We start from the raw sequence: 26,103 nt of genomic DNA, 5'->3' as shown, positions 1-26,103 counted from the left end.
CGGGTCGTCGACAAGCAGTAAGGGATTAGCATGCGAGCGTTAGCAAGTTTCATCATGCGCGGTCGTGTGCAGGCCACCCTGGTGGTGGTCATCAGCGCGGTACTGCCGCTGCTGTTCTGGTTGAGTGCCGCTGCCGGCAGCCTTGTGCTGCTGCGGCGTGGGTTCAAGGATGCTACAACGGTCATCGCCGGCGGCCTGCTGGCCGGGCTGGCCGTGTGGGTCATGGGCGATCCCATCACCTTTCTGGTGATTGCGGGTGCCCTGGCCCTGGCCGCCATGCTGCGTGCCGAGCATCCCTGGAGCCGGGTGTTGCTGGCCAGTGCCGTGTTCGCCGTGGCGTTTAGCCTCGTGCTTGATCTGGCGCTGGCACAAACCTTCGATGTGCTGGCCAAGGCGTTTGCCGAAGCCATGCCGAAAATCGAAGGGCAACCGGTGCTCTCCGGTGAGCTGATCCGCCCTGTGCTGGTCGCTTCCACAGCAGTGACGGTGCAATTGTTCAGTGTGTTGGCGTTAATGCTGGCGCGCTACTGGCAGGCAGCGTTGTACAACCCTGGAGGCTTCGGTCGCGAGTTTCGCGAACTGAAGTTGCCAAAACAGACCATGGCGGTCTTGGTGGCAGTGATGGTGGTGGCGCCGTTTATCGGCCCGCAGTTCATCATCCTGGCATCGGCTTCGAGCCTGGTTCTGGTACTGGCCGGCATCGCCTTGATGCATGGGCTGGTGGCACAGGGCCGACTGGCCGGTTTCTGGCTGGTGGGCATGTACGTGACGCTGCCGCTGATCATGCAGCTGATTTATCCGTTGCTGGTGGTTTTGGCCATTGTCGACAGCCTGATTGATTTTCGCGGTCGCAAGTCCCCCAAGGGGAATGACTCCGCGAACGGTGAAGGTTAAAAGTTAAGAGGTTTTACCAAATGGAACTGATCCTGCTGGAAAAAGTCGCTAACCTGGGCAACCTGGGCGACAAAGTAAAAGTTAAGGCTGGTTACGGCCGTAACTTCCTGCTGCCATTCGGCAAGGCCACCGTTGCCAACGCCGCCAACCTGGCTGCGTTCGAAGAGCGTCGCGCCGAGCTGGAAAAAGCAGCCGCTGACAAGAAAGCTTCGGCTGAAAGCCGCGCTGCCCAACTGGCCGAGCTGGAAGTGACCATCACTGCCACCGCTGGCGACGAAGGCAAGCTGTTCGGTTCGATCGGCACCCACGACATCGCTGACGCCCTGACCGCCTCCGGCGTTGAAGTGGCCAAAGCTGAAGTTCGTCTGCCGAACGGCACCATCCGTCAGGTTGGCGAATACGACGTAGCCGTGCACCTGCACAGCGACGTTGAAGCCACCGTACGCGTGGTTGTCGTAGCTGCCTAAGCTGCGCTGACTGGCTGGCTCCTTGCGAGCCAGGCGGTTAACATCGGGCACGGTCCTGTTTTCGACAGGCCGTGCCCTTTGTCTTTTTCATCCTCCAGAATTCTTTCGTGGCCATGAACGAGATCACCAACTCCGAACAGCTAGACCTGCAAACCGCAGCCCTGAAGGTGCCGCCGCATTCCATCGAGGCCGAACAGGCCGTGCTCGGTGGCCTGATGCTGGACAACAACGCCTGGGAGCGAGTGCTGGATCAGGTGTCGGATGGCGACTTTTACCGGCATGACCACCGCCTGATCTTCCGTGCCGTGCACAAGTTGGCCGACGCCAACCAGCCATTCGACGTGGTGACCCTGCACGAGCAGCTGGATAAAGAAGGCCTCTCTTCGCAAATCGGCGGCCTGGCGTACCTGGCCGAGCTGGCCAAGAACACCCCGTCGGTGGCCAACATCAAGGCCTATGCCGCGATCATTCGCGAGCGGGCCACGTTGCGCCAACTGATCAGCATCAGTACCGACATCGCCGACAACGCCTTCAACCCGCAAGGGCGTAATGCCGAAGAAATCCTCGACGATGCCGAACGGCAGATCTTCCAGATCGCCGAGGCGCGACCGAAAACCGGTGGCCCGGTAGGCGTCAACGAGCTGTTGACCATGGCCATCGACCGCATCGATACGCTGTTCAACTCCGACAGCGATATCACCGGCGTGTCCACCGGCTTTACCGACCTGGATGAAAAAACCAGTGGCCTGCAGGCGGCCGACCTGATCATCGTCGCGGGCCGTCCGTCGATGGGTAAGACCACCTTCGCCATGAACCTGGTGGAAAACGCCGTGCTGCGTACCGACAAGGCAGTGCTGGTGTTCTCCCTCGAGATGCCAGGCGAATCGCTGATCATGCGTATGCTTTCGTCGCTGGGCAGAATCGACCAGACCAAGGTGCGTTCCGGCCAGCTGGACGACGATGACTGGCCGCGCCTGACCTCGGCGGTGAACCTGCTCAACGACCGCAAGCTGTTCATCGACGATACCGCTGGCATCAGCCCCTCGGAAATGCGCGCCCGTACCCGTCGGCTGGCCCGTGAGCACGGCGAAATCGCCATGATCATGGTCGACTACCTGCAGCTGATGCAGATCCCAGGGTCGGCTGGCGACAACCGGACCAACGAAATTTCCGAGATTTCCCGCTCGCTCAAGGCCCTGGCCAAGGAATTCAACTGCCCGGTCATCGCCCTGTCGCAGCTGAACCGCTCCCTGGAACAGCGCCCGAACAAACGCCCGGTGAACTCCGACTTGCGTGAATCCGGTGCAATCGAGCAGGACGCCGACGTGATCATGTTCGTGTACCGCGACGAGGTGTACCACCCCGAGACCGAGCACAAGGGCGTGGCGGAAATCATCATCGGTAAGCAGCGTAACGGCCCCATCGGCTTCGTACGCCTGGCGTTCATCGGCAAGTACACCCGCTTCGAGAACCTCGCGCCGGGCATGTACAACTTCGACGACGACGAATAAAGGCGAACTCAGCAACCTGTGAGGGCGGGCAAACCCGCTCCCATAGGGTTCGCCATGCTCCCAATGAATCCGACAACCATCGTCGGATTTGGTCAAAATTTGTGCTATATTCCGCGCCCGCGATTTCCCTGCACACCAGAACCGGTCACTGACATGCAAGCAGCCAAACCACTCTACGACTATCCCAAGTACTGGGCCGAATGCTTCGGGCCAGCACCTTTCCTGCCAATGAGCAGGGAGGAGATGGATCTGCTCGGCTGGGATTCCTGCGACATCATCATCGTGACCGGTGATGCCTACGTCGACCACCCGTCGTTCGGCATGGCCATCATCGGCCGCCTGCTGGAAGCCCAGGGCTTCCGCGTGGGCATCATTGCCCAGCCGAACTGGCAGTCGAAAGACGACTTCATGAAGCTCGGCGAGCCGAACCTGTTCTTCGGTGTGGCCGCTGGCAACATGGACTCGATGATCAACCGCTACACCGCAGACAAGAAGATGCGTTCGGACGATGCCTACACCCCTGGTGGCCTGGCCGGCAGCCGTCCGGACCGCGCCAGCCTGGTGTACAGCCAGCGCTGCAAGGAAGCCTACAAGCATGTGCCGATCGTACTCGGCGGTATTGAAGCTTCGCTGCGCCGTATCGCCCACTACGACTACTGGCAGGACAAGGTTCGCCATTCGATCCTGATCGACGCCAGTGCCGACATCCTGCTGTTCGGCAACGCCGAGCGTGCGGTGGTCGAAGTGGCCCAGCGCCTGTCCAACGGCGAGAACATCGAAAGCATCACCGACGTGCGCGGCACGGCCTTCGTGCGCCGTGACACCCCGCAAGGCTGGTACGAGATCGACTCGACCCGCATCGACCGCCCTGGTCGCGTGGACAAGATCATCAACCCGTACGTGAACACCCAGGACACCCAGGCTTGCGCCATCGAGCAGGCCAAGGGCGACCAGGAAGACCCGAACGAAGCCAAAGTGGTGCAGATCCTCGACAGCCCGAGCGTGACCCGTGAAAAATCGGTGATCCGCCTGCCGTCGTTCGAAAAGGTGCGTAACGACCCGGTTCTCTACGCCCACGCCAACCGCGTGCTGCACCTGGAAACCAACCCGGGCAACGCCCGCGCCCTCGTGCAGAAGCATGGTGAAGTGGATGTGTGGTTCAACCCGCCGCCCATCCCCATGAGCACCGAAGAAATGGACTACGTGTTCGGCATGCCGTACGCCCGTGTGCCGCACCCGGCCTATGGCAAGGAGCGCATTCCGGCCTACGAGATGATCCGTTTCTCGGTGAACATCATGCGTGGCTGCTTCGGTGGCTGCACCTTCTGCTCGATCACCGAGCACGAAGGCCGCATCATCCAGAACCGCTCGCACGAGTCGATCCTGAACGAGATCGAAGAGATGCGCGACAAGGTGCCGGGCTTCACCGGCGTGGTCTCCGACCTTGGCGGCCCGACCGCCAACATGTACCGCATCGCCTGCAAGAGCCACGACATCGAGAAGCACTGCCGCAAGCCGTCGTGCGTGTTCCCCGGCATCTGCGAAAACCTCAACACCGACCACAGCTCGTTGATCGAGCTGTACCGCAAGGCCCGTGCCTTGCCGGGTGTGAAGAAGATCCTGATCGCCTCGGGCCTGCGTTACGACCTGGCCGTTGAGTCGCCGGAGTACGTGAAGGAGCTGGTCACCCACCATGTGGGCGGTTACCTGAAGATTGCCCCGGAGCACACCGAGCGTGGCCCGCTGGACAAGATGATGAAGCCGGGCATCGGCACCTACGACCGCTTCAAGCGCATGTTCGAGAAGTTCTCGAAAGAGGCGGGCAAGGAACAGTACCTGATCCCGTACTTCATCGCCGCGCACCCGGGCACCACCGACGAAGACATGATGAACCTGGCCCTGTGGCTTAAGGGCAACGGCTTCCGCGCCGACCAGGTACAGGCGTTCTACCCGTCGCCGATGGCTTCGGCCACGGCCATGTACCACTCGGGCAAGAACCCGCTGCGCAAGGTGACCTACAAGAGCGAAGGGGTGGAGATCGTCAAGAGCGACGAGCAGCGCCGCCTGCACAAGGCGTTCTTGCGCTACCACGACCCGAAAGGCTGGCCGATGCTGCGTGAAGCACTGCAGCGTATGGGCCGTGCCGACCTGATCGGCCCGGGCAAGCACCAGCTGATCCCGCTGCACCAGCCGCAGACCGATACCTACCAGAGCGCACGCCGCAAGAACTCGACGCCGGCGGGCAGCCACAAGGTGGGCAAGGATCAGAAGATCCTGACCCAGCACACCGGCCTGCCACCGCGTGCCAGCGATGGCAGCAAGCCGTGGGACAAACGCGAGAAGGCCAAGGCCGAGGCGTTTGCGCGTAACGAGAAGGCGGCCAAAGAGCGCAAGGAAGCGGCCAAGGGTGGCAAGGGCAACAAGAAGCCGCGCCAGCCCGTTATCCCGCGCTGATTTCGGGGGCCGCTTTGCGGCCCATCGCCGGCAAGCCAGCTCCCAGAGGTACAGCGCAAGTCTTGAGCTTTGTGCGATCAGTGTGGGAGCTGGCTTGCCGGCGATGGGCTGCAAAGCAGCCCCGAAATCTCAAGGTCAATCAGGCTTCTGGTCGACCCACTTCGGCGCCACCGGCGCAATGAAGCTGTCCATGCCATCCAGCAGTTCATCCGGCTGCTGCTCCAACAACAACATCGCCCGATGTTGCGGCCGCACAAAGCCTTCTTCGACGATATGGTCGAGGAACCCGCCCAGCTTGTCATAGAAGCCGTTCACATCGAGCAGCCCCAGCGGCTTGGCGTGATAGCCCAGTTGCCCCCAGGTCCATACCTCGAACAATTCTTCCAGCGTACCCAGCCCACCCGGCAGGGCGATGAAGGCATCGCTCAGCTCGGCCATGCGTGCCTTGCGCGCGTGCATGCCATCGACCACTTCCAGGCGCGTCAGGCCTTTGTGGCCGACTTCAGCGTCCAGCAGGCTTTGCGGGATGATGCCGACCACTTCGCCACCTGCTGCCATGGCCGCGTCGGCCACCACGCCCATCAGGCCCACGGCGCCGCCGCCATACACCAGGGTCAGGCCACGGCGGGCAATGGCCTGGCCGAGCGCGACGGCAGCTTCACGGTAAGCAGGGTTGGCGCCAATGCTGGCACCACAGAACACACAAACGGAACGTACGGGCATTGCTCATCTCCTGTCACTCAGGTGCACAGGGTACGGCGCATGCCCGTTGCTTCCAAGGCCGCGTTCATTCCGGGCGGGAGAATTCGCAGATGGCGCCGGTAGCCCCGTGGGCATAGGCGGCGAGCAGGCTATTGATGAAGGCAGAGATGGGCATTTGGTATTGCTCCTAAATGAGAGGTTGTCCCATCGTCTAATAAAAGGGCATGATGTGCCCTTAGATTGGTTGTATACAATCCATTGAACAATTCTACTGGCTGGCCTCTTGACACCCCCTTGACCCATATCAGCAAGGGGCTGAACGGTTTCAGGCAGTCTCGCAATTGATAAAACCCTGCCAAGGAGATTCATGATGTTTGCGAAAGCTGTAGCGGTATCCCTGCTGACCCTCGCCAGCGCCTCTGTCTTCGCCGCCGAGTGCTCGGTAACTGTCGACTCGACCGACCAGATGTCCTTCAACACCAAGGAAATCACCGTCGACAAGAGCTGCAAGGAATTCACCGTCAAACTGACCCACTCGGGCAACCTGCCGAAGAACGTGATGGGCCACAACCTGGTGATCAGCAAGACTGCCGACATGCAGGGCATTGCTACCGAAGGCATGAGCCAGGGCCTGGACAAGGACTACATCAAGGCTGACAACGCCGCGATCATCGCTCACACCAAGATGATCGGTGCGCCTGAGAAAGAAACCGAAGTGAAGTTCGACGCTACCAAGCTGGAAGCCGGTGGTGACTACAGCTTCTTCTGCACCTTCCCGGGCCACATCTCGATGATGAAGGGCAAGGTTGTCGTCAAGTAATGACAGCTGAGTAGGCCTATCGGGCCTATTCGCGGGCACGCCCGCTCCCACAGGATCACCACACACTCTGAAGGCTGTGTAGTACCTGTGGGAGCGGGCGTGCCCGCGAAGCTTTTCAAGGGGCGAACGGCAGTTCGCGCTTGTGCTGGGTCTTGCGGTAGGTGGCAACGATGATGTCGAACGCCGCCTGATCAACCGGCTGACCATGCAGGAAGGCATCGATCTGCTGGTAGGTCACGCCATGGGACGCTTCGTCCGGCTTGCCCGGCGCCAGGTCCTCAAGGTCTGCAGTCGGCACCTTCTCCACCAGTGACTCCGGCGCACCAAAGCTGCGCGCAATGGCCCGTACCTGGTTCTTCACCAGCCCGCTCAGCGGCGCCAGGTCGCAGGCACCATCACCAAACTTGGTAAAGAAGCCCATTACCGCCTCGGCGGCGTGGTCGGTACCGATCACCAGGCCTGCACGTGCGCCGGCAATGGTGTACTGGGCGACCATGCGCGTACGCGCCTTGACGTTGCCCACCACGAAGTCCACCAGGGTTGGCGAGCCATTCTTCAGTTCTACAACCTCAGCGGCCAGCGCCCTCACTGCCGGGGCAATGTCGACGGTGTGCACTTCATCGGCCTTGATCACGTCCAGGCAAGCCTGGGCGTCATGCTCGTCATGCTGGACCTGGTACGGCAGGCGCACGGCAATGAAGGTGTAGGCCTTGTCGCCGGTCTCGGCGCGCAGTTCGTTGATGGCGCGCTGGGCGAGCAGGGCGGCGGTCAGCGAGTCGACGCCACCGCTGATGCCCAGCACCAGGGTCTTGAGCCGGGCGTTGGCCAGGCAGTCCTTGATGAACGCCACGCGCCGGGCGACTTCGGCCTCAAGCGCGGCAGTGTCGGCGAACGGCGGCTGTACCTTCAGTGCCTGGGCAATCTCTTGCTGAACCGCTTGCATGGGTTACTCCTTGCTGTGGACTTTGAATACGTGGCGCAGGTAGGCGACGAAGTTCTCGTCGCGGCATTGGGTCTTGGCGGCTTCGTCCGAGATCTTGGCCACTGGCGCGCCGTTGCAGTCGGTCATTTTAAGCACGATGCTCATCGGGGCCACACCCGGGATGTCGCAGGTCAGGTTGGTGCCGATGCCAAAACTGACGTTGATGCGACCGCGCAGGGCACGGAAGATTTCCAGCGAACGGGTGAGGTTGAGGCCATCGGAAAACACCAGGGTCTTGGTCATCGGGTCGATACCCAGTTTCTGGTAGTGGGCAATGGCCTTCTCGGCCCAGGCCACCGGTTCACCGGAGTCGTGGCGCAGGCCGTCGAAGAGCTTGGCAAAGTACAGGTCGAAATCGCCAAGGAAGGCATCCATGGTGATGCAGTCGGTCAGGGCGATGCCGAGCAGCCCGCGGTATTCGCGCACCCAGCAGTCCAGCGCGGCGATCTGGCTGTCGATCAGGCGTGGGCCGAGTTGCTGGTGGGCCATGATCCATTCATGGGCCATGGTGCCCAGTGGCTTGATATCCAGTTTCCATGCCAGGTCGACGTTGCTGGTGCCGACGAAGCGGCCCGGGAAGTCGTCGCGCAGTACCCGCACCACGTCTTCCTGCACACGGCTGGAAAAGCGCCGCCGGGTGCCGAAGTCGGCTACCTGCAGCTCGGCCAGTTCATCGTCACTGGCATGCGCGCGCAGCCAGTCGAACTTGCGGTACAGCTGGTCGCGGGCCTCCGCCAGGCGCATGCGTGGGTGCAGGTGGCGGTTGCGCACTTCGCTGATGATGGCCAGCAGCGGTACTTCGAACAGAATCACATGCAGCCACGGGCCTTTCAGGCGCAGGAACAGCTGGTCGTTTTCGATGCCGATGCGCACGTAGCGCAGGTTGAAGCGAAACAGCCGCAGAAAACGCAGGAAGTCGGGCTTGAGGAAGCTGATGCGCTCGAGGAAGGCCGGCTGGCCATCATCCAGGGTGAGGTCGCTGAGCAGTTCGAGCTGGTGGCGGATCTCGCCAAGATACGGGCGCAGGTCCTCGCCGTTGCGGCAGCGGAATTCCCATTCGACGTCGGCGTCCGGGTAGTTGTGCAGCACACCCTGCATCATGGTGAGTTTGTAGAAGTCGGTGTCGAGCAGGTTGTGCACGATGCGCTCGGCGAATGCGCTCTCGCTCATCAATGGGGCTCCGGAAGCGGCGAATGGCGGACATTGTGCCAGCCTTTTGGGGCTTGTTGTGTCCGGGCTTGCCCGCGAAGAGGCCGGAACAGCCAAAACAGAGGTGTTTTTCCGTGCACCGGCTAGCCTTGAAACGGTGCCGCCTGTAGCAGTCGCGCACCAGCGGTGTGCAGTTCGGTGACGTCCGTTGTTACAGGCTGGTTGCACGTTAACACTTGGCGGGGTTGCAATGATGGCACCAGGCGGTTGCTCCTTGTCTGTACGTGTGGTGGCGCCTGCCGCGTGGCAGACGGTTGCACGCTCAATAAAGAAAAGGCCGCCGGTCGCCTGCTGGCGCCCAGCACAGTGTGTTTTCCCGGAAGACAAACCCTATGGCACGGCCCTTGCTCTGAGCACAGGGTTGAGAAGTTGTAGTGCCAACCAAAAAAAACTCTAGGAGCACCACCTCATGTCGCAGACGTTTTACAAGAAAGGTTTCCTGGCTCTGGCCGTGGCTACAGCACTGGGTGTTTCTTCGTATGTTCAGGCCGACGTCAAGATCGGTGTAGCGGGCCCGATGACCGGGGCGAACGCAGCGTTTGGCGAGCAGTACATGAAAGGTGCGCAGGCAGCGGCCGACAAGATCAACGCCGCCGGCGGCGTGAATGGCGAAAAAATCGTCCTGGTAAAAGGCGATGACGCCTGCGAGCCGAAGCAGGCCGTAGCCGTGGCCAACCGCCTGGTCGACCAGGACAAGGTGATCGGCGTGGTCGGCCACTTCTGTTCCTCCAACACCATCCCGGCCTCCGAGGTGTATGACGAAGCCGGCGTTATCGCCATCACCCCGGGCTCCACCAACCCGCAGGTGACCGAACGCGGCCTGAGCGCCATGTTCCGCATGTGCGGCCGTGACGACCAGCAGGGTATCGTCGCTGGCGACTACATCGTCGACGTGCTCAAGGGCAAGAAAGTCGCGGTACTGCACGACAAGGACACCTACGGCCAAGGCCTGGCCGACGCCACCAAGGCGCAGCTGGAAAAACGCGGCGTGAAGCCTGTGCTGTACGAAGGCCTGACCCGTGGCGAGAAAGACTTCAGCGCCGTGGTTACCAAGATCCGCTCCACCGGTGCCGACGTGGTCTACTTCGGCGGCCTGCACCCGGAGGCTGGCCCGCTGGTACGCCAGCTGCGCGAGCAGGGCCTGAAGGACGTCAAGTTCATGTCCGATGACGGCATCGTCACCGACGAACTGGTGGCCACCGCTGGCGGTGCGCAATACGTCGATGGCGTGTACATGACCTTCGGCGCCGACCCGCGCCTGCTGCCAGACAGCAAGGCGGTGGTTGAAGAGTTCCGCAAGAACGGTACCGAACCTGAAGGCTACACCCTGTATGCCTACGCTTCCCTGGAAGCCCTGGCCGCCGGTTTCAATGGCGCCAAGTCGAACAAGGGCGAAGACGCCGCCAAGTGGCTCAAGGCCAACCCGGTCAAGACGGTGATGGGCGAGAAGAAGTGGGACAGCAAGGGCGACCTGACCGTGTCCGACTACGTGGTCTACCAGTGGGACAAAGACGGTAAATACCACCAGCTGGAAAAACAAAAATAATAACGGCCCGCGGCCCGGGTGCGCCTGCCCCCGGGCCAAAGCCCCGCGGTACCTGTCTTTATCCGTAGATCTGCACAGTACTGCGCTGCGAGGGCCGCCTTGTCCCAGGCCCGCCGTGGTCGGCGCTCGTGCAATCTCAATCAGGTGAGATTGCGTTATGGATGGTATTTTCCTGCAGCAACTGGTCAACGGCCTGACCCTCGGGTCGGTCTATGGCCTGATCGCCATCGGCTACACAATGGTCTATGGCATTATCGGCATGATCAACTTCGCGCACGGCGAGGTGTACATGATCTCCGCGTACCTCGCGGCGATCAGCCTGGCATTGCTGGCTTACTTCGGTATCGAGTCGTTCCCCCTGCTGATGCTGGGCACGCTGTTGTTCACCATCGTCGTTACGGGCGTATACGGCTTCACCATCGAGCGCATCGCTTACAAACCCCTGCGTAACTCCACCCGCCTGGCACCGCTGATCAGCGCCATCGGTATTTCGCTGATCCTGCAAAACTATGCACAGATCAGCCAGGGTGCCCGCCAGCAAGGTGTTCCGACCTTGCTTGAAGGTGCCATGCGTGTCGAAGTCGGCACCGGCTTCGTGCAACTGACCTACACCAAGATCTTCATTCTGGTGGCAGCCTTCGTCGGCATGGGCCTGCTCACCTACGTGATCAAGTACACCAAGCTCGGCCGCATGTGCCGCGCCACCCAGCAAGACCGCAAGATGGCCTCGATCCTGGGCATCAACACCGACCGGGTGATTTCCTACGTGTTCGTCATCGGCGCAGTCATGGCCGCGCTGGCCGGCGTGCTGATCACCATGAACTACGGCACCTTCGACTTCTACGCCGGCTTCATCATCGGCATCAAGGCGTTCACCGCCGCCGTGCTGGGTGGTATCGGCTCGCTGCCTGGCGCCATGCTCGGCGGGATCATCCTGGGTATTTCCGAGTCGCTGTTCTCTGGCCTGATCAACTCCGACTACAAGGACGTGTTCAGCTTCTCGCTGCTGGTGATGATCCTTATCTTCCGCCCACAAGGCCTGCTGGGTCGCCCGCTCGTGGCTAAGGTGTGAACATGTCCGTTGCCAAAACTGCCGCTGTTACCGAAACCAAGGGTTTCGACCTTAAACGCAGCCTGCTGGAGACCATCGTCGCCGGCCTGCTGGCACTCATAGTGTTTGGCCCGGTCGTCGGCGTGGTGCTCGACGGCTACAGCTTCAACGCCGAGCCGCGGCGCGTGGCCTGGCTGGTGGGCGGGGTGATGCTGGGGCGCTTCCTGCTCAGCCTGTACCTGCAGACCGCTGCTGGCACGCGCATGCTTCAGGGCTTTGAAAGCGGTGGCTCGGGCGTGCATGTGAACGCACCGGACTACAAGTCGCGCTTGCGTTACATCATCCCCGCGCTGATCGTGATTGCCATTGTGTTCCCGGTGTTTGCCAACAAGTACCTGCTGACCGTGGTCATCCTCGGGCTGATCTACGTGTTGCTGGGCCTGGGCCTTAACATCGTGGTCGGCCTGGCCGGCCTGCTTGACCTGGGTTACGTGGCGTTCTATGCCATTGGTGCCTACGGGTTGGCGCTGGGTTACCAGTATTTGGGCCTGGGCTTCTGGAGCGTACTGCCGCTGGCGGCCATCGCCGCAGCGCTGGCGGGATGTATTCTCGGTTTCCCGGTGCTGAGGATGCACGGTGACTACCTGGCGATCGTGACCCTGGGCTTTGGCGAAATCATCCGCCTGGTGCTGAACAACTGGCTGTCGTTCACCGGTGGCCCCAACGGCATGCCGGCCCCGTCGCCAACCTTCTTCGGCCTGGAGTTCGGCCGTCGGGCCAAGGACGGCGGCGTACCGATCCACGAGTTCTTCGGCTTCGATTACAACGCCAACCTCAAGTTCGTGTTCATCTACGCGGTGCTGTTCATCGTCGTGCTGGCCGTGCTGTACATCAAGCACCGCCTGACCCGCATGCCGGTCGGCCGGGCCTGGGAAGCACTGCGTGAAGACGAGATCGCCTGCCGTTCGATGGGCCTGAACCACGTACTGGTCAAGCTCTCGGCCTTTACCCTGGGTGCTTCCACTGCCGGCCTGGCCGGGGTGTTCTTTGCCACTTACCAGGGCTTCGTCAACCCGTCGTCGTTCACCTTCTTCGAGTCGGCGCTGATCCTCGCCATCGTCGTACTGGGTGGCATGGGCTCGACTGTGGGCGTGGTGATCGCAGCGTTCGTGCTGACCGTGGCGCCCGAGTTGCTGCGCAGCTTCTCCGAATACCGGGTACTGCTGTTCGGCGTGCTGATGGTGCTGATGATGATCTGGCGACCGCGTGGGCTGATCCGCATCAGCCGTACCGGTGTGACCCCGCGTAAAGGAGTGGCGCCATGAGCGACGATATCATTCTCTCGGTCGACAACCTGATGATGCAGTTCGGTGGCATCAAGGCGCTCAGCGACGTCAGCCTCAAGGTCAAGCGCAACCAGATCTTCGCCCTGATCGGCCCCAATGGCGCGGGCAAGACCACGGTGTTCAACTGCCTGACCGGCTTCTACAAGGCCAGCGGCGGGCGCATCGAGCTGAACGTGCGCGGCAGCCACACCAACGTCATCCAGCTGCTTGGCGAGCGCTTCCAGGCGGCGGACTTCGTGTCGCCGGCGCGCTTTGCCAACCGCCTGTACTACAAGATGTTCGGCGGCACCCACCTGGTCAACCGCGCAGGCCTGGCCCGTACGTTCCAGAACATTCGCCTGTTCAAGGAAATGTCGGTGGTGGAAAACCTGCTGGTGGCCCAGCACATGTGGGTCAACCGCAACCTGCTGGCCGGTGTGCTCAACACCAAGGCTTACCGCAAGGCCGAGAGCGATGCGCTGGACCACGCCTTCTACTGGCTGGAAGTGGTCGACCTGGTGGACTGCGCCAACCGCCTGGCCGGCGAGTTGTCTTACGGCCAGCAGCGCCGCCTGGAGATTGCCCGGGCCATGTGCACGCGGCCAAAGATCATCTGCCTGGACGAGCCGGCAGCAGGCCTGAACCCGCAGGAAACCGAAGCCCTCAGCCGCATGATCCGTGTGTTGCGGGACGAGCACGACATCACCGTGGTGCTGATCGAGCACGATATGGGCATGGTCATGAGCATTTCCGACCATATCGTGGTGCTGGACCACGGCAACGTGATTGCCGAAGGCGCCCCGCAAGACATCCGCCACAACCCGACGGTGATCGCCGCCTACCTGGGTGCAGACGAAGAGGAACTGGTATGAGTGCGCCCATTCTCGAACTGAAGGACCTGGACGTGTTTTATGGGCCGATCCAGGCGCTGAAAAAGGTGTCGATGCACATCAATGAAGGCGAGACGGTCAGCCTGATTGGTGCCAACGGTGCGGGCAAGTCGACCCTGTTGATGTCTATTTTCGGCCAGCCTCGGGCAGCGTCGGGGCATATCGTTTATCGCGGCACCGACATCACCCGCAAGTCGTCGCACTACATCGCCTCCAACGGCATCGCTCAGTCGCCGGAAGGGCGCCGGGTGTTCCCCGACATGACCGTCGAGGAGAACCTGATGATGGGCACCATCCCCATCGGCGACAAGCATGCCGACGAAGACATGCAGCGTATGTACGAGCTGTTCCCGCGCTTGAAGGAGCGGCGTAACCAGCGGGCCATGACCATGTCCGGGGGTGAGCAGCAGATGTTGGCGATTGCCCGGGCGCTGATGAGCCGGCCGAAGTTGCTGCTGCTGGATGAGCCGTCGCTGGGGCTGGCGCCGATTGTGGTCAAGCAGATCTTCTCGACCTTGCGCGAGCTGGCCAAGAGCGGGATGACCATCTTTCTGGTGGAGCAGAACGCCAACCATGCGCTGAAGCTGTCGGATCGGGCGTATGTGATGGTCAACGGGCAGATCCGCATGACCGGGACCGGGCAGGAGTTGCTGGTCAACGAAGAGGTGCGCAACGCCTACCTTGGCGGGCACTGAGTTTCATTCGGGGCCGCTGAGCGGCCCCGTTCTCAATGTGGACAACTTGCCGCGGGCCTGTTTCCACATACCCCGGTTTTCCTTCCCGAGCCCATCTTTCCACAGGCCGGATCTTTTCCACGGATAATGTGGAACCGCCTGTGGAAAACATGGTGGCATCTCACTCAAGCCCTTTGATACCGAGCCCTGCAGAGGTTTGATCGTTTTTTGATCAGGTGCGCTTTGTGGATGATTTTTCAAGGTTTTTCAAAGCCCTGCAAGCACTTGGATATCGCTGAAAATCCTGTGGATAACTCTGTGAAGAAACGTTGGACAGACCGCTGCAGGCGGCATGCTTGAAAGCCTTGCGCCATCACTCAAAAGATATCCACCGACCACCTATCGCTGAAAGGGTTCCGCACCGTGGACAAGTTGCCCCCAATCCGTGGGGAAAGCCTTGTGGATAACATGCGCATAGCTGGCGCCGGGCCCTCTGCTGCAAGGGTTTGCCGAAGATGAACAAAAAATGAACAGCCGCCTGACTGGCTTGCTGCCAGCGCCCGGCGCGGGCATGCTGCAAAGCTGCCATGACAACCTACCGTGAGGAACAGAGCATGACGTCCACCGTATTCATCACTGGCGCCACGTCCGGTTTCGGCGAGGCCACCGCCCGCCGCTTTGCCGAGGCCGGCTGGAAACTGGTGCTCACTGGCCGTCGCAAGGAGCGCCTGGACGCCTTGTGCGCGGAACTGTCGGCCAAGACCGAAGTGCATGGCCTGGTGCTGGACGTACGTGACCGCAAGGCCATGGAACAGGCCATCGCCACCCTGCCGGCCGGCTTCGACAAGCTGCGCGGCCTGGTGAACAACGCTGGCCTGGCGCTGGGCGTGGACGCAGCGCAGAACTGCAGCCTGGACGACTGGGAAACCATGGTCGATACCAACATCAAGGGCCTGATGTACACCACCCGCCTGCTGCTGCCACGCCTGATCGCCCACGGCCGTGGGGCGTCGATCCTCAACGTGGGTTCGGTGGCGGGCAACTACCCGTACCCGGGCAGCAACGTGTATGGCGGCACCAAGGCCTTCGTTGGCCAGTTCTCGTTGAGCCTGCGCTGCGACTTGCGCGGTACCGGCGTGCGCGTGAGCAACATCGAGCCAGGCCTGTGCGAGAGCGAGTTCTCGCTGGTGCGCTTCGGGGGGGACCAGGCCAAGTACGACGCCACTTACGCAGGCGCCGAGCCGATCCAGCCGCAGGACATTGCCGAGACCATCTTCTGGATTCTCAACCAGCCGGCTCACATCAACATCAACAGCCTGGAGCTGATGCCGGTGAGCCAGGATTGGGCAGGGTTCTCCATCGATCGTTCGGTCAAAGGCTGATCAACAAAGCGGGGCCGCTTTGCGGCCCATCGCCGGCAAGCCAGCTCCCACAGGATTGTGCAATCCTCAGGAGCTGCGCTGTACCTGTGGGAGCTGGCTTGCCGGCGATGGCGTCAGCCCAGGCGCTGCAACCCTTCCAGGCAGGTCGCCAAGTGGTAGGGCGTAGTCGAAGGCATATCATGCCGGCTGACATTACCTTCCCCATCCCGGCATTCATACCAGCCCGCTTCCCGCAGGAACCGCGCTTCCAGCGCCTGCATCTGGGTAGCCAACTTCGCCTCACCCGCCTCACGTAGCACCAACGCCCGCAGATACTCCGCCTGCGCCCAGATCCGCTGGGTGGCGTCGATCACCTTGCCATCCACATCCAGCATCGCCAGCACTGCCGCATCTTTCACCCCGTACTGCTCGGCAAAGCCGAATGCCCGGTCGAGTGACGCATGCAGTGGCGTGTCACGCAGCAGCGGTGAGGTATGCAGCAGGTAGAACCACTCGAACTGGTGCCCCGGCTCAAACCAGTTATCCACAGCCCCGCGTGGCTTTTCCAGCATCAGGCCGTGGGCCGGTTCGATGAAGTGTGTTTGCAGTGCTTCGCACAGTTGCAGCAGCGACTGTTGGGTATGCTCGTCATCACGCACCGCCAGCACTTGCAGGAACGCTTCGGCCAGGTGCATCTGCGGGTTCTGCAGCGGGCCGCTGCCCAGGTCGGCCCAGTCTTCGCCCAGGCTGGCTTCATACAGGCCGTCGTCACGGGCGAACTGCTGGTCGATAATGTCCAGCGCAGCGTTCAAGGTGGACTCGACCAGGCTTTCGCGCACCTTGCCCCAATAGTGCGCGCAGGCGAAGACGATGAAGGCGTGGGTATACAGGTCCTTGCGCCGATCCAGCGGCTTGCCCTGGGCGTCGATGCTGTAGAACCAGCCACCGTGCTCGGCGTCGTGGAAATGCTTTTGCAGCGAGCGGAACAAGGCGGCCGCGCGTTCGGTTGCGCCGGGTTGCCCGATGCGGCTGCTGAACAGGTACAGCTGGCGTGCGCAGGCCATCGCCCGGTAGCGCTGCACCGGCAAGGGCTGGTGCTGGGCATCCAGGGCTTCGTAGGGCAGGGCCATGTCGGCATTCCAGCCCGGGCCTTGCCACAGCGGCACGATGCGTTCGGCGAAGTGCTGGTTGAAGCGGGCCAGTTCAGGCAGGGTGAGGCGGGGGTTGGACATTTCGGCGCTCGTCGCTGTCGGGCAGGGCGCCATGGTAGCAGAACTAGGGTTGTGGGTTGCCCAGCCCTTGCCAATGCCGCGCCCCGACAAAGATGAAGCGCAGTTGCTGGGTGATCTTTTCCTGCGGCGTCAGTGCCTGTGGATAACCCGGTTCCGGGCTGTCGATAAGCTCTGGCAGGGTGGCGAACACGGTTTTCACCACCAGGTCGGCCATCACCGCCAGCGCGGCGCTGTCCAGGTGCTGCCAGCGCTTCATGCGCGCAAGGTCGGTGGCCAGGTCGTCGCTGATGTCCTGGCGCAGGCGGGCAATGGCCTGGCGTACGGCTTGTGAACCACCGTACTGCTCGCGGGCCAGGAACAGGAACTGCGCGCGGTGGGCGGCCACCACATCGAGGAAGATGCGCACCGAGGCGTCGGTGATGCCGCCCAGTTCGAATTCGTTTTGCCGTACCAGGCGGATGGTCTGACGGAAGGTTGTGTCGATTTCGGCCACCAGGGCCAGGCCCAAGGCGTCCATGTCGGAAAAATGCCGGTAGAACCCGGTGGGCACGATGCCTGCCGTCTTTGCCACTTCACGCAGGCTGATACTGCCGAACCCCCGGCCGCTCTCCATCAGCAGGCAGGCGGCATCGAGCAGGGCCTGGCGGGTCTGTAGCTTCTGTTCGGCGCGCGGCAGCATGGTGCGGGCTTCTGTGACGGTAAGGCTGGGCACTCTAGTTAAAAAAACAAAGCCCGGTCAATGACCGGGCCTGGAGGGGAGCAAGCGTTGTGACATGAGTTGTTCTTTTCGACCATGGCGATCAGCTCACACGGCTGAGTTCAACCAGACGATCCGAACCACCTTCAGCTACGCGGCCACTGCGTTCGATCAGGCGATCAGAGCCACCTTCGGCGACACGGCCACTGCGTTCGATCAGGCGATCAGAGCCACCTTCGGCGACGCGGCCACTGCGTTCGATCAGGCGATCAGAGCCACCTTCGGCGACACGGCCACTGCGTTCGATCAGGCGATCAGAGCCACCTTCGGCGACGCGGCCACTGCGTTCGATCAGGCGGTCAGAGCCACCTTCGGCGACACGGCCACTGCGCTCGATCAGGCGGTCAGAGCCACCTTCGGCGACGCGGCCACTGCGTTCGATCAGGCGGTCGGAACCACCTTCGGCTACGGTTTTCAGCGGTTGGGCGATTTCGGCAGCGCTGGAGCGCGACTCAGCGGTCAGGTGCTGTTCGGCGGCTGGCAGGGCAAAAGCGTTGGCAGCCAGGATGGACAGGGTCAGGGTCAGCAGATGGCGTTTCATGATTTCGGTGCTCCTCTCGGGGGCTGGAAAGTGGGTACGGAGCCAATGCTACGCCGCGTAACGCCAGAGAGAAGTTCATACGGGTAATGGTAACAATCGACCGCATTGATAGAGGTTTGAAACGGCTCTATTCCGTACCTTGCAGGGATAGGTGTGGCGCGTTTCCCCTGCTGCGGGCGGGTAACAGGTAGGGCCTGGCGCGACAAATTGCTGAGCAAAAGGCCAGGAAAAACTTCGCTATCATGGCGCCATCGATAAAACCCTGCGGGTTTTCATCAGTCCCAGATATTAAGTGCCACCGCTGCGCCCGTTTTGTGCCATGCCGCAAGGAGAACCCCGCAATGACGCGTTCCGCCAGAATTCTCGTCTGGACCCTCACCAGCCTGCTGACACTGCTGGCGATCCTGGTGGTTGTGATTGCCACCTTTGACTGGAACCGCGTCAAGCCGCTGCTGAACGAGAAGGTTTCCGAGGCCCTGCACCGGCCTTTTGCGATCAATGGCAACCTTGCCGTGCAGTGGCATACCGAGCCCGAGGAAGGTGGCTGGCGTGCCTGGGTGCCATGGCCGCACTTCATTGCCGAAGACCTGACGTTGGGCAACCCCGACTGGCTCAAAGAGCCGAAGATGGTCGGCCTGGAGCGTGTCGAGTTCCGCCTGGCGCCGCTGCCGTTGCTGTTCCAGCAGATCAGCATCCCGCGCATCAACCTCACCAAACCTACGGCCAGCCTCACCCGCCTGGCCGATGGCCGGGCCAACTGGGCCATTGACCTCGGGCCAAAGGACGAAAACGCAGAACCTTCAAAATGGCAGCTGGACATCGGCGCCATCGGTTTCGACCAGGGCAATGTCAGCTTCGACGACCAGACCCTGCAAACCAGCATGAAGGTGCAGATCGACCCGCTGGGCAAGCCGATCCCGTTCAGCGACATCGTCGGCAAGGCCAGCGCCGAGAAAGCCGGTGGTGCCCAGGACTACGCCTTCGGGCTCAAGGCCCAGGGCCGCTACAAGGGCCAGCCGGTGTCCGGCACCGGCAAAATCGGCGGCCTGTTGGCATTGCAGGACGCCAGCCAGCCGTTCCCGCTGCAGGCCGACGTGCGGATTGCCGATACCCATGTGGTGCTCGCCGGCACCCTGACCGATCCACGCAACCTCGGCGCCCTCGACCTGCGCCTGCGCTTGTCCGGCGCCAGCCTGGGTAACCTCTATCCATTGACCGGCGTGACCCTGCCAGACACCCCGGCCTACTCCACTGACGGCCGCCTCAACGCCAACCTGAACGCGGCGCAAGGGGCGACATTCAACTACCAGGGCTTCAACGGCAAGATCGGTGACAGCGATATCCACGGTGACCTGGCCTTTGTCGCCAGCCAGCCACGGCCCAAGCTGTCCGGCAACCTGGTTTCGAACCAGTTGTTGTTCAAGGACCTGGCACCGCTGATCGGCGCCGACTCCAACGCCGAACAGAAGGCCCGTGGCGGTGCCAGCAAACAGCCGGCGGGCAAGGTGCTGCCGGTGGAAGAGTTCCGCACCGAGCGTTGGCGCAGCATGGACGCGGATGTCACCTTTGCCGGCAAGCGCATCGTGCACAGCGCGCAACTGCCGTTCAATGACTTGTCGGCCCACGTGATTCTGGAAGACGGCCTGCTGCGCCTGGAGCCCCTGCGGTTTGGCGTGGCGGGCGGCAACCTGGCCTCAAAGATCCGCCTGGACGGGCGCAACGTGCCGTTGCAGGGGCGTGCCCAGCTGACAGCGCGTGGTTTCAAGCTCAAGCAACTGTTCCCTTCCTTTGCACCGATGCAGACCAGCTTTGGCGAGCTGAACGGTAATGCTGACATCAGCGGCCGTGGCAACTCGGTAGCGGCTCTGCTGGGCACGGCCAATGGTGACCTGCGCATGCTGATCAACGATGGCGCCATCAGTCGCAGCCTGATGGAAATTGCCGGTTTGAATGTGGGCAACTATGTGGTCGGCAAACTGTTTGGTGACGAGGATGTGAAAATCAATTGCGCGGCGGCGGATGTGGGGATCAAGGATGGCCTGGCCACAACGCGCCTGTTCATCTTCGATACCGAGAACGCCATCATCTACATCAACGGCACGGCCAATTTCGCCAGCGAGCAGCTGGACTTGAAGATCACGCCAGAATCGAAAGGGCTGCGGCTGTTCTCGCTGCGCTCGCCGCTGTATGTGCGCGGGCCGTTTGCCAAGCCCAGTGCCGGGGTGCAGGCGTTGCCGTTGGCGCTACGCGGTGCGGGAATGGTGGCGCTCGGTGTCGTGGCCGGGCCGGCGGCGGGGTTGCTGGCACTGATTGCGCCTAGCAGCGGGGATGACCCTAACCAGTGCACGCCGTTGTTGCAGCAAATGAAGGCGGGCAAGGCGCCGGCTGCGGTAAAAGGCAAGAAATGATAGGGGGCCGCGTTGCGGCCCAATCGCCGGCAAGCCAGCTCCCACAGGGACCGCACAGTATTCAGGGTTTGTGCAGTCCCTGTGGGAGCTGGCTTGCCGGCGATTGGGCTGCAAAGCAGCCCCTTGCGATTACAACCCCTGCAACAGATCGGACATGTCGTCCGCGTGCTCTTCTTCCTGCGCCAGGATGTCCTCGAACATCCGCCGTGTAGTCGGGTCTTTATCGCCGATGTACTGAATGATCTCGCGGTAGCTATCAATGGCAATCCGCTCGGCCACCAGGTCCTCCAGCACCATCTCCTTCAACGATTTGCCCGCCACATACTGGGCATGGGAGTTCTTGCTCAGGTTATCCGGGTTGAAATCCGGCTCCCCGCCCAGCTGCACGATGCGCTCTGCCAGTTTGTCGGCATGCTCGGCTTCCTGGTTGGCATGCTCCAGAAACTCGCTGGCCGCCACACTGGCCTTGATGCCGCTGGCCATGAAGTAGTGGCGCTTGTAGCGCAGCACGCAGACCAGTTCGGTGGCCAGTGACTCGTTCAGCAGGCGCAGGATCTCCTTGCGGTCGGCGTTGTAGCCCTCGGTCACCGCGCCTTGCTCGACATGCTGGCGGGCACGCTCGCGCAGGGTTTGCACATCGGTCAGTTCAACGTTGCTCATGGTTATCTCCAGACGGGTCAGGACGGTAGATGAGGGGGGGGACTCAGGCGCCATGCAAGGCGTCGCTGTCCTCTTGGCGTTGTTTGCAGGTTTTGAAACCCTTGGCGTCGACATGGCCGGTGGCGTCGAAGCGCACGTAGTAGGGCTGCTGTTTGCCGTCGCGGTTGAGGATGTAGTCGTTGCAGGTGCCCCCGTGCGGCAGGTCGATCACGTTCGACGGGCTGCCGCCGATGGCGATGACCTTCTGCATGGTCATGCCGTGTTCCACCTGCTTGACCAGCGGTTCGTCGCGGTAGGTGACGTAGTCCACCGGGTTTTCCGGGCGGCTGCCGCAGGCGGCCAGGGTGGCGCTTGCCAGAAGGATTGCCAGGGTCTGCTTGTACATGGTCCCGCTCCTTGCAAAGGGTCTGTGTGGTTTGGAACCACAGCGCGCGCCGGGAGTTCGATTGCGATGGTCATGATGGCCGCTGTAGTGTTGGCCGGTCGTCCACGGAAAGGGGCTGGGGCAATGCAGCAGGAATTGGCCACGCGATACCCGTTGGTGCTGGTGCCGGGCATGCTCGGGTTTGTCCGGTTGGTGCTCTATCCGTACTGGTTCGGCATCGTGCCGGCCCTGCGCAAGGGCGGGGCACGGGTGTTTCCGGTGCAGGTTTCGCCGCTGCACTCAAGTGAAGTGCGTGGCGAGCAGTTGCTGGCGATCATCGAAGACATTTGCCAGCGCACCGGCGCCACCAAGGTCAATCTCATCGGCCATAGCCAGGGTGCCCTGAGTGCGCGCTACGCTGCGGCCAAGCGGCCGGATCGGGTCGCTTCGGTCACCTCGGTGGCGGGCCCCAACCATGGCTCCGAGCTGGCTGACCACCTGGAGCGCACGGCACCGGGCGATTCCGCCCAGGGCCGTATTCTCAAGGCCGTATTGCATGGTTTTGCCGTGTTGCTGGTGTGGCTGGAAACCGGCTGGCGCCGCGACCCGCTGCCGGTGGATGTGCACGCCTCGCACCAGTCGCTGACCAGCGCCGGGGTGGCGCTGTTCAACCAGGCTTATCCACAGGGCCTGCCGCAGACCTGGGGTGGGGAAGGAGCGTATGAGGTCAATGGCGTGCGCTATTACTCGTGGTCCGGCACCTTGCAGCCCGGCCTGACCGATCAAGGTCGCAACCGTTTTGATGGCAGCAACCGCTTCTGCCGCCTGTTCGCGCGCAGCTTCGTCAAGGAAAAGGGCCAATGCGACGGCATGGTCGGGCGCTGCAGTTCGCACCTGGGCCAGGTGATTGGCGACGACTACCCGTTGGACCATCTGGATATCGTCAACCAGTCGCTCGGCGCCGTGGGCAAAGGTGCAGAGCCGGTGCGGCTGTTCACTGAACATGCCGCCCGGCTCAAGGCCGCGGGGCTTTAGCGGCGAATGGGCGTGGTCCAGCGCTCGGCCAGCACCACGCCAGCCAGGGTCAGCAAGCCGCCGACCAGGTGATAGCGGGCCAGTTGTTCGTCGAGCACCACGGCGGCGATCACGGCGGTGACAACCGGCAGCAGGTTGAAGAACAGCGTGGTGCGACTTGGCCCCAGACGATGCACAGCTTGCATCCACACCAGCGGCGCGATCATCGAGGCCAGCACGCAGGCGTACAGCACCAGGCCGATGTTGTGGCTGTTCAGGCCGGTCTTGTCCGACAGCAGGAACAACGGCAGCAGCACGACGATGGCCACCAGCACCTGCAGGTACAGCAACTGCAGGGGCGGCAGGCGCAGCTGCCATTTCTTCAGCAGGAAGCTGTACAGCGCGTAAGCCAGGGTGGCCACCAGCATCAGCAGGTCACCGCTGTTCAGGCCGTGCGCCAGCAGGCTGGCGGGATGGCCAGCGCTGACCACTTCCAGTACGCCAAAGAACGACACCACTGCGCCCAGCAGGGCACCGTAGCTCAGGCGCTGGCCCAGCCAGGCGATGGAAAGTGCCAGTGACATCAGCGGCATCAACGAGAGGATGATGCCCATGTTGGTGGCACTGGTAATGCCGGCGGCGAAGTAGGCCAGGCTCTGGTACAGCGCCATGCCCAGCACGCCCAGCACGAACACCTTGCCCAGGTGCGGGCGGATCGCCGCGCGGTTGCGCCATACGGCGGGCAGCAGGAACGGAGTGAACAACAGGGCGGCCAGCAGCCAGCGGTAGAAGCCGATTTCGGCGGGGTGGATGGCACCGGCAGACATTTTGGTGACCACGGTGTTGCCGGCCCAGATGAGGATGGCGGTGAGGGGGAACAGGTAGTTCATGTAGCGGGTTACTCGTGTAGGACTGAAAGGGCCTGCGCAGCAGGCCCTGATGTCAGTCATTATCAACTGTCTGTCCACAAGCCTATACTTCCATCCAGACAACCCGCCCCGCAAGACAGTCAGCATGCCGCCCAAACACCTCGACATCCCTCAGTTCACCCAACTCCCGGCCCCGGTGTACTTCCGCCACGACGAGTTCGGTGCCGACACCCTCAGCGCCCCGCACCGTCACACCTGGGGCCAGCTCAACTATTCCGCCCATGGCGTGATGCAGCTGGACGTCGCCGGCCAGCGCTTCCTGTCGCCGCCGCACTACGCCGTGTGGGTGCCGCCCGATACCGAACATGGCTGCTACAACCCCCAGGCCATCGTCTACCGCTCGGTCTACCTGGACCGCACCCTGTGCGCCGGCCTGCCGCAACAACCGTGCAGCCTGATGATCAGCGACATCCTCAAGGCCATCCTCGCCGACTTTGCCCGGCGCGACCTCAAGGTGGCGGAGGGCGAGCGCGACCAGCGTCTGGTGCAGGTGCTGCTCGACCAGCTGCTGCTGGCACCCACCCAGGCCTGTTACCTGCCGTTTGCGCATGGCGAAAGCCTGCGTCAGGTGCTCGACGCCTTGGGTGCCGAGCCCGGCGACAACCGCCCGTTGGCCGCATGGGCCGCGCAGGTGCATGTCAGCGAGCGCACCCTGGCCCGCCAGTTTCTGCGTGAGCTGGGCATGAGTTTTGGCGAGTGGCGCTTGCGCCTGCGGTTCTTGCGAGCCATCGAAGCGCTGGAGGCCGGCCTGCCGATTCAGGCCATCGCCTTCGACCTTGGCTACAGCAGTGCCTCGGCGTTCATTGCCATGTTCCAGCGCCAGGCCCAGTGTACGCCCGAGCAATATCGCCGGCAGGCACGGGCAGGGCGCTGAAAAATCTTGGCTACACTCAGCTCGACCCCCGTGCATCGGGCGCGGAGCGAAGGAGACCACTCCATGAAAGTGCTGCACATTCCATTACTGGTGCTGGCCGTGCTGTTCAGCGCCCAAGGCTTCGCGGCCAACACCGCGCAGCAGGAAAAGATGAAAACCTGCAACGCCGACGCCACCGCCAAGGCCCTCAAGGGCGATGAGCGCAAAGCCTTCATGAGCACTTGCCTGAAAAAGGACGTGCCGCAAACCCAGCAAGAGAAGATGAAAACCTGCAACGCCGACGCCACCACCAAGGCCCTGAAGGGTGACGAACGCAAAGCCTTCATGAGCGACTGCCTGAAGAAGAAATGACCTGCGCCTATGCCTGCAGGCGCAAGGCTGGCAGACTGCGGGCATTCCCGCTGTCTGCCGTCGAGGCTGTATGACCTTTACCCCCCGTCAGATCACCCTGGCCAGCCTGATCATCGTCATGGCCGGGCTGCTGCTGGCCTTGCCCCTGAAGTTGCTGCCCAGCCTGCTTGCCGGCCTGCTGGTGTTCGAACTGGTCAACATGCTCACCCCGCGCCTGCAACCGCTGCTGGCCGGCCAACGCGCCCGCTGGCTGGCTGTGGCGCTGCTCGGTACGCTGGTGGTCAGTACCCTGACGCTGCTGATTGCCGGTGCCTTCAGCTTCCTGCTGCACGAGGCGGAAAACCCCGGCGCCTCGCTGGACAAGTTCATGGCCTTGGTCGAGCGCGCCCGTGGCCAGCTGCCGCCGTTCATCGAGGGCTACCTGCCCGCCAGCGCCGCCGAGTTCAAGGTGGCCATCGGTGACTGGATCAAGAGCCACCTGAGCGATCTGCAACTGGTGGGCAAGGGCATGGCGCACATGTTCGTGACACTGCTGATCGGCATGATCCTCGGTGCCATCATCGCGTTGCAGCGCATTCCCGATGTTTCCCGGCGCAAGCCCCTGGCGGCGGCGCTGTTCGAGCGCCTCAATCTACTGGTGAAGGCGTTTCGCAACATCGTCTTCGCGCAGATCAAGATCTCGCTGCTCAACACGGTTTTCACCGGCATCTTCCTGGCGGTGGTGATGCCGCTGTTCGGCGTGCACCTGCCGCTGACCAAGACGCTGATCGTGCTGACCTTCCTGCTGGGTTTACTGCCGGTGATCGGCAACTTGATGTCCAACACCCTGATCACCATTGTGGGCTTGTCGCTGTCGATCTGGGTGGCGGCGGCGGCGCTGGGCTACCTGATTGTCATCCACAAGGTCGAGTACTTCCTCAACGCGCGGATTGTGGGGGGGCAGATCAGTGCCAAGGCGTGGGAGCTGCTGTTGGCGATGCTGGTGTTCGAGGCGGCGTTCGGGCTGCCTGGGGTGGTGGCGGGGCCGATCTACTATGCCTACCTGAAGAGTGAGCTGAAGCGGGCTGAACTGGTCTGACAGATTGCT

At 62.3% G+C, this 26,103-nt stretch carries 25 protein-coding genes; 16 read left to right on the top strand and 9 right to left on the bottom strand.

What is annotated here, in order from left to right:
• Positions 1-30 precede the first annotated feature (30 nt).
• The 4 genes from N436_RS08950 to N436_RS08935 all read left to right on the top strand — a co-directional run bounded on the left by N436_RS08950 (position 31) and on the right by N436_RS08935 (position 5,326).
• Positions 31-894, top strand: coding sequence for a hypothetical protein (locus N436_RS08950; RefSeq protein WP_063911915.1), 864 nt, complete (start codon positions 31-33; stop codon positions 892-894).
• Between the two features lie 20 nt (positions 895-914).
• Complete coding sequence (rplI, locus tag N436_RS08945; RefSeq protein ID WP_003249568.1) at positions 915-1,361, top strand: 50S ribosomal protein L9; 447 nt, start codon at positions 915-917, stop codon at positions 1,359-1,361.
• 113 nt (positions 1,362-1,474) lie between these two features.
• Positions 1,475-2,872, top strand: coding sequence for a replicative DNA helicase (gene dnaB, locus N436_RS08940; RefSeq protein WP_060500398.1), 1,398 nt, complete (start codon positions 1,475-1,477; stop codon positions 2,870-2,872).
• 153 nt (positions 2,873-3,025) lie between these two features.
• Positions 3,026-5,326, top strand: a complete 2,301-nt coding sequence (locus N436_RS08935) for a YgiQ family radical SAM protein (protein WP_105946301.1) — start codon at positions 3,026-3,028, stop codon at positions 5,324-5,326.
• A 135-nt stretch (positions 5,327-5,461) separates the two neighbouring features.
• Here the strand turns inward: N436_RS08935 and N436_RS08930 are convergent, their stop codons facing one another.
• Positions 5,462-6,049, bottom strand: coding sequence for a TIGR00730 family Rossman fold protein (locus N436_RS08930; RefSeq protein ID WP_105946300.1), 588 nt, complete (start codon positions 6,047-6,049; stop codon positions 5,462-5,464).
• 349 nt (positions 6,050-6,398) lie between these two features.
• On the opposite strand from N436_RS08930, the gene azu reads away from it, so the two are divergent.
• Positions 6,399-6,848, top strand: a complete 450-nt coding sequence (gene azu, locus N436_RS08925; protein ID WP_025752457.1) for an azurin — start codon at positions 6,399-6,401, stop codon at positions 6,846-6,848.
• A gap of 115 nt (positions 6,849-6,963) precedes the next feature.
• Here the strand turns inward: azu and nadE are convergent, their stop codons facing one another.
• Both nadE and pncB read right to left on the bottom strand, forming a co-directional pair.
• The gene (gene nadE, locus N436_RS08920; protein WP_019098913.1) at positions 6,964-7,791 is read right to left on the bottom strand and encodes an ammonia-dependent NAD(+) synthetase; all 828 of its coding nucleotides are present in this window, start codon (positions 7,789-7,791) and stop codon (positions 6,964-6,966) included.
• A 3-nt stretch (positions 7,792-7,794) separates the two neighbouring features.
• Positions 7,795-9,000 carry a nicotinate phosphoribosyltransferase gene (gene pncB / locus N436_RS08915; RefSeq protein ID WP_110740825.1) on the bottom strand — a complete coding sequence of 402 codons (1,206 nt, stop codon included), beginning with the start codon at positions 8,998-9,000 and terminating at the stop codon, positions 7,795-7,797.
• A gap of 448 nt (positions 9,001-9,448) precedes the next feature.
• On the opposite strand from pncB, the gene N436_RS08910 reads away from it, so the two are divergent.
• The 6 genes from N436_RS08910 to N436_RS08885 all read left to right on the top strand — a co-directional run bounded on the left by N436_RS08910 (position 9,449) and on the right by N436_RS08885 (position 15,907).
• Positions 9,449-10,585 carry a branched-chain amino acid ABC transporter substrate-binding protein gene (locus tag N436_RS08910; RefSeq protein ID WP_060498567.1) on the top strand — a complete coding sequence of 379 codons (1,137 nt, stop codon included), beginning with the start codon at positions 9,449-9,451 and terminating at the stop codon, positions 10,583-10,585.
• Between the two features lie 157 nt (positions 10,586-10,742).
• A complete protein-coding gene (locus N436_RS08905; protein ID WP_019098910.1) occupies positions 10,743-11,657 on the top strand; it encodes a branched-chain amino acid ABC transporter permease in 915 nt (304 codons plus the stop codon).
• A gap of 2 nt (positions 11,658-11,659) precedes the next feature.
• Positions 11,660-12,961, top strand: a complete 1,302-nt coding sequence (livM, locus tag N436_RS08900; protein WP_016712245.1) for a high-affinity branched-chain amino acid ABC transporter permease LivM — start codon at positions 11,660-11,662, stop codon at positions 12,959-12,961.
• Positions 12,958-13,833, top strand: a complete 876-nt coding sequence (locus N436_RS08895; protein ID WP_019098909.1) for an ATP-binding cassette domain-containing protein — start codon at positions 12,958-12,960, stop codon at positions 13,831-13,833. Before livM ends, N436_RS08895 begins: the two co-directional genes overlap by 4 nt.
• On the top strand, positions 13,830-14,546 hold the full coding sequence (locus tag N436_RS08890) for an ABC transporter ATP-binding protein (protein WP_016712243.1): 717 nt from the start codon (positions 13,830-13,832) through the stop codon (positions 14,544-14,546). The genes N436_RS08895 and N436_RS08890 overlap by 4 nt, the downstream gene beginning before the upstream one ends.
• A gap of 593 nt (positions 14,547-15,139) precedes the next feature.
• Positions 15,140-15,907 carry an SDR family oxidoreductase gene (locus tag N436_RS08885; RefSeq protein WP_060498564.1) on the top strand — a complete coding sequence of 256 codons (768 nt, stop codon included), beginning with the start codon at positions 15,140-15,142 and terminating at the stop codon, positions 15,905-15,907.
• 113 nt (positions 15,908-16,020) lie between these two features.
• Here N436_RS08885 and N436_RS08880 read toward each other — a convergent pair whose 3' ends face one another.
• From N436_RS08880 to N436_RS08870, 3 genes are all read right to left on the bottom strand, one after another.
• Entirely contained in the window at positions 16,021-17,118 is a 1,098-nt protein-coding gene (locus N436_RS08880; RefSeq protein WP_110740824.1) for an AGE family epimerase/isomerase, read from the bottom strand.
• Between the two features lie 43 nt (positions 17,119-17,161).
• A complete protein-coding gene (locus N436_RS08875) occupies positions 17,162-17,797 on the bottom strand; it encodes a TetR family transcriptional regulator (RefSeq protein WP_019098907.1) in 636 nt (211 codons plus the stop codon).
• Between the two features lie 121 nt (positions 17,798-17,918).
• Entirely contained in the window at positions 17,919-18,416 is a 498-nt protein-coding gene (locus N436_RS08870; protein WP_089229915.1) for a phage infection protein, read from the bottom strand.
• 341 nt (positions 18,417-18,757) lie between these two features.
• Between N436_RS08870 and N436_RS08860 the strand changes: the two genes are divergently transcribed.
• Entirely contained in the window at positions 18,758-20,824 is a 2,067-nt protein-coding gene (locus N436_RS08860; protein ID WP_110740823.1) for an AsmA family protein, read from the top strand.
• A gap of 129 nt (positions 20,825-20,953) precedes the next feature.
• Here N436_RS08860 and N436_RS08855 read toward each other — a convergent pair whose 3' ends face one another.
• Together N436_RS08855 and osmE are read right to left on the bottom strand one after the other, a co-directional pair.
• Positions 20,954-21,484 (bottom strand): bacterioferritin, encoded by a 531-nt coding sequence (locus N436_RS08855; protein WP_105946297.1) that lies wholly within the window; start codon positions 21,482-21,484, stop codon positions 20,954-20,956.
• 43 nt (positions 21,485-21,527) lie between these two features.
• Positions 21,528-21,869, bottom strand: coding sequence for an osmotically-inducible lipoprotein OsmE (osmE, locus tag N436_RS08850; protein ID WP_016712236.1), 342 nt, complete (start codon positions 21,867-21,869; stop codon positions 21,528-21,530).
• A gap of 123 nt (positions 21,870-21,992) precedes the next feature.
• Here osmE and N436_RS08845 point away from each other — a divergent pair, with 123 nt between their 5' ends.
• Positions 21,993-22,883: a triacylglycerol lipase gene (locus tag N436_RS08845; protein ID WP_110740822.1), complete on the top strand. Its 891-nt coding sequence runs from the start codon at positions 21,993-21,995 to the stop codon at positions 22,881-22,883.
• Here N436_RS08845 and N436_RS08840 read toward each other — a convergent pair.
• Complete coding sequence (locus N436_RS08840) at positions 22,880-23,752, bottom strand: DMT family transporter (protein ID WP_019096785.1); 873 nt, start codon at positions 23,750-23,752, stop codon at positions 22,880-22,882. The genes N436_RS08845 and N436_RS08840 overlap by 4 nt on opposite strands.
• Before the next feature lie 124 nt (positions 23,753-23,876).
• Here N436_RS08840 and N436_RS08835 point away from each other — a divergent pair, with 124 nt between their 5' ends.
• From N436_RS08835 to N436_RS08825, 3 genes are all read left to right on the top strand, one after another.
• Positions 23,877-24,665, top strand: a complete 789-nt coding sequence (locus tag N436_RS08835) for a helix-turn-helix transcriptional regulator (protein WP_105946295.1) — start codon at positions 23,877-23,879, stop codon at positions 24,663-24,665.
• A gap of 63 nt (positions 24,666-24,728) precedes the next feature.
• A complete protein-coding gene (locus N436_RS08830) occupies positions 24,729-25,016 on the top strand; it encodes a PsiF family protein (RefSeq protein ID WP_025754342.1) in 288 nt (95 codons plus the stop codon).
• A 70-nt stretch (positions 25,017-25,086) separates the two neighbouring features.
• Positions 25,087-26,094: an AI-2E family transporter gene (locus N436_RS08825; RefSeq protein WP_060498558.1), complete on the top strand. Its 1,008-nt coding sequence runs from the start codon at positions 25,087-25,089 to the stop codon at positions 26,092-26,094.
• The last annotated feature ends 9 nt before the right edge of the window (positions 26,095-26,103 follow it).

It is taken from the genome of Pseudomonas sp. RV120224-01b (assembly GCF_003208145.1).
Classification (GTDB): domain Bacteria; phylum Pseudomonadota; class Gammaproteobacteria; order Pseudomonadales; family Pseudomonadaceae; genus Aquipseudomonas; species Aquipseudomonas monteilii.
The sequence above is the reverse complement of the archived record's forward strand: the minus strand, read 5'-3'. Positions and strand labels throughout refer to the sequence as shown.

Coding starts and splice junctions, on each gene's coding strand:
- N436_RS08855 (WP_105946297.1), bottom strand. CDS start 21,484: ATGAGCAACGTTGAACTGACCGATGTGCAAACCCTGCGCGAGCGTGCC.
- N436_RS08895 (WP_019098909.1), top strand. CDS start 12,958: ATGAGCGACGATATCATTCTCTCGGTCGACAACCTGATGATGCAGTTC.
- N436_RS08835 (WP_105946295.1), top strand. CDS start 23,877: ATGCCGCCCAAACACCTCGACATCCCTCAGTTCACCCAACTCCCGGCC.
- N436_RS08880 (WP_110740824.1), bottom strand. CDS start 17,118: ATGTCCAACCCCCGCCTCACCCTGCCTGAACTGGCCCGCTTCAACCAG.
- pncB (WP_110740825.1), bottom strand. CDS start 9,000: ATGAGCGAGAGCGCATTCGCCGAGCGCATCGTGCACAACCTGCTCGAC.
- osmE (WP_016712236.1), bottom strand. CDS start 21,869: ATGTACAAGCAGACCCTGGCAATCCTTCTGGCAAGCGCCACCCTGGCC.
- livM (WP_016712245.1), top strand. CDS start 11,660: ATGTCCGTTGCCAAAACTGCCGCTGTTACCGAAACCAAGGGTTTCGAC.
- N436_RS08830 (WP_025754342.1), top strand. CDS start 24,729: ATGAAAGTGCTGCACATTCCATTACTGGTGCTGGCCGTGCTGTTCAGC.
- N436_RS08870 (WP_089229915.1), bottom strand. CDS start 18,416: ATGAAACGCCATCTGCTGACCCTGACCCTGTCCATCCTGGCTGCCAAC.
- N436_RS08840 (WP_019096785.1), bottom strand. CDS start 23,752: ATGAACTACCTGTTCCCCCTCACCGCCATCCTCATCTGGGCCGGCAAC.
- nadE (WP_019098913.1), bottom strand. CDS start 7,791: ATGCAAGCGGTTCAGCAAGAGATTGCCCAGGCACTGAAGGTACAGCCG.
- N436_RS08890 (WP_016712243.1), top strand. CDS start 13,830: ATGAGTGCGCCCATTCTCGAACTGAAGGACCTGGACGTGTTTTATGGG.
- N436_RS08930 (WP_105946300.1), bottom strand. CDS start 6,049: ATGCCCGTACGTTCCGTTTGTGTGTTCTGTGGTGCCAGCATTGGCGCC.
- N436_RS08950 (WP_063911915.1), top strand. CDS start 31: ATGCGAGCGTTAGCAAGTTTCATCATGCGCGGTCGTGTGCAGGCCACC.
- N436_RS08935 (WP_105946301.1), top strand. CDS start 3,026: ATGCAAGCAGCCAAACCACTCTACGACTATCCCAAGTACTGGGCCGAA.
- N436_RS08845 (WP_110740822.1), top strand. CDS start 21,993: ATGCAGCAGGAATTGGCCACGCGATACCCGTTGGTGCTGGTGCCGGGC.
- azu (WP_025752457.1), top strand. CDS start 6,399: ATGTTTGCGAAAGCTGTAGCGGTATCCCTGCTGACCCTCGCCAGCGCC.
- rplI (WP_003249568.1), top strand. CDS start 915: ATGGAACTGATCCTGCTGGAAAAAGTCGCTAACCTGGGCAACCTGGGC.
- N436_RS08875 (WP_019098907.1), bottom strand. CDS start 17,797: ATGCTGCCGCGCGCCGAACAGAAGCTACAGACCCGCCAGGCCCTGCTC.
- N436_RS08825 (WP_060498558.1), top strand. CDS start 25,087: ATGACCTTTACCCCCCGTCAGATCACCCTGGCCAGCCTGATCATCGTC.
- N436_RS08860 (WP_110740823.1), top strand. CDS start 18,758: ATGACGCGTTCCGCCAGAATTCTCGTCTGGACCCTCACCAGCCTGCTG.
- N436_RS08910 (WP_060498567.1), top strand. CDS start 9,449: ATGTCGCAGACGTTTTACAAGAAAGGTTTCCTGGCTCTGGCCGTGGCT.
- dnaB (WP_060500398.1), top strand. CDS start 1,475: ATGAACGAGATCACCAACTCCGAACAGCTAGACCTGCAAACCGCAGCC.
- N436_RS08905 (WP_019098910.1), top strand. CDS start 10,743: ATGGATGGTATTTTCCTGCAGCAACTGGTCAACGGCCTGACCCTCGGG.
- N436_RS08885 (WP_060498564.1), top strand. CDS start 15,140: ATGACGTCCACCGTATTCATCACTGGCGCCACGTCCGGTTTCGGCGAG.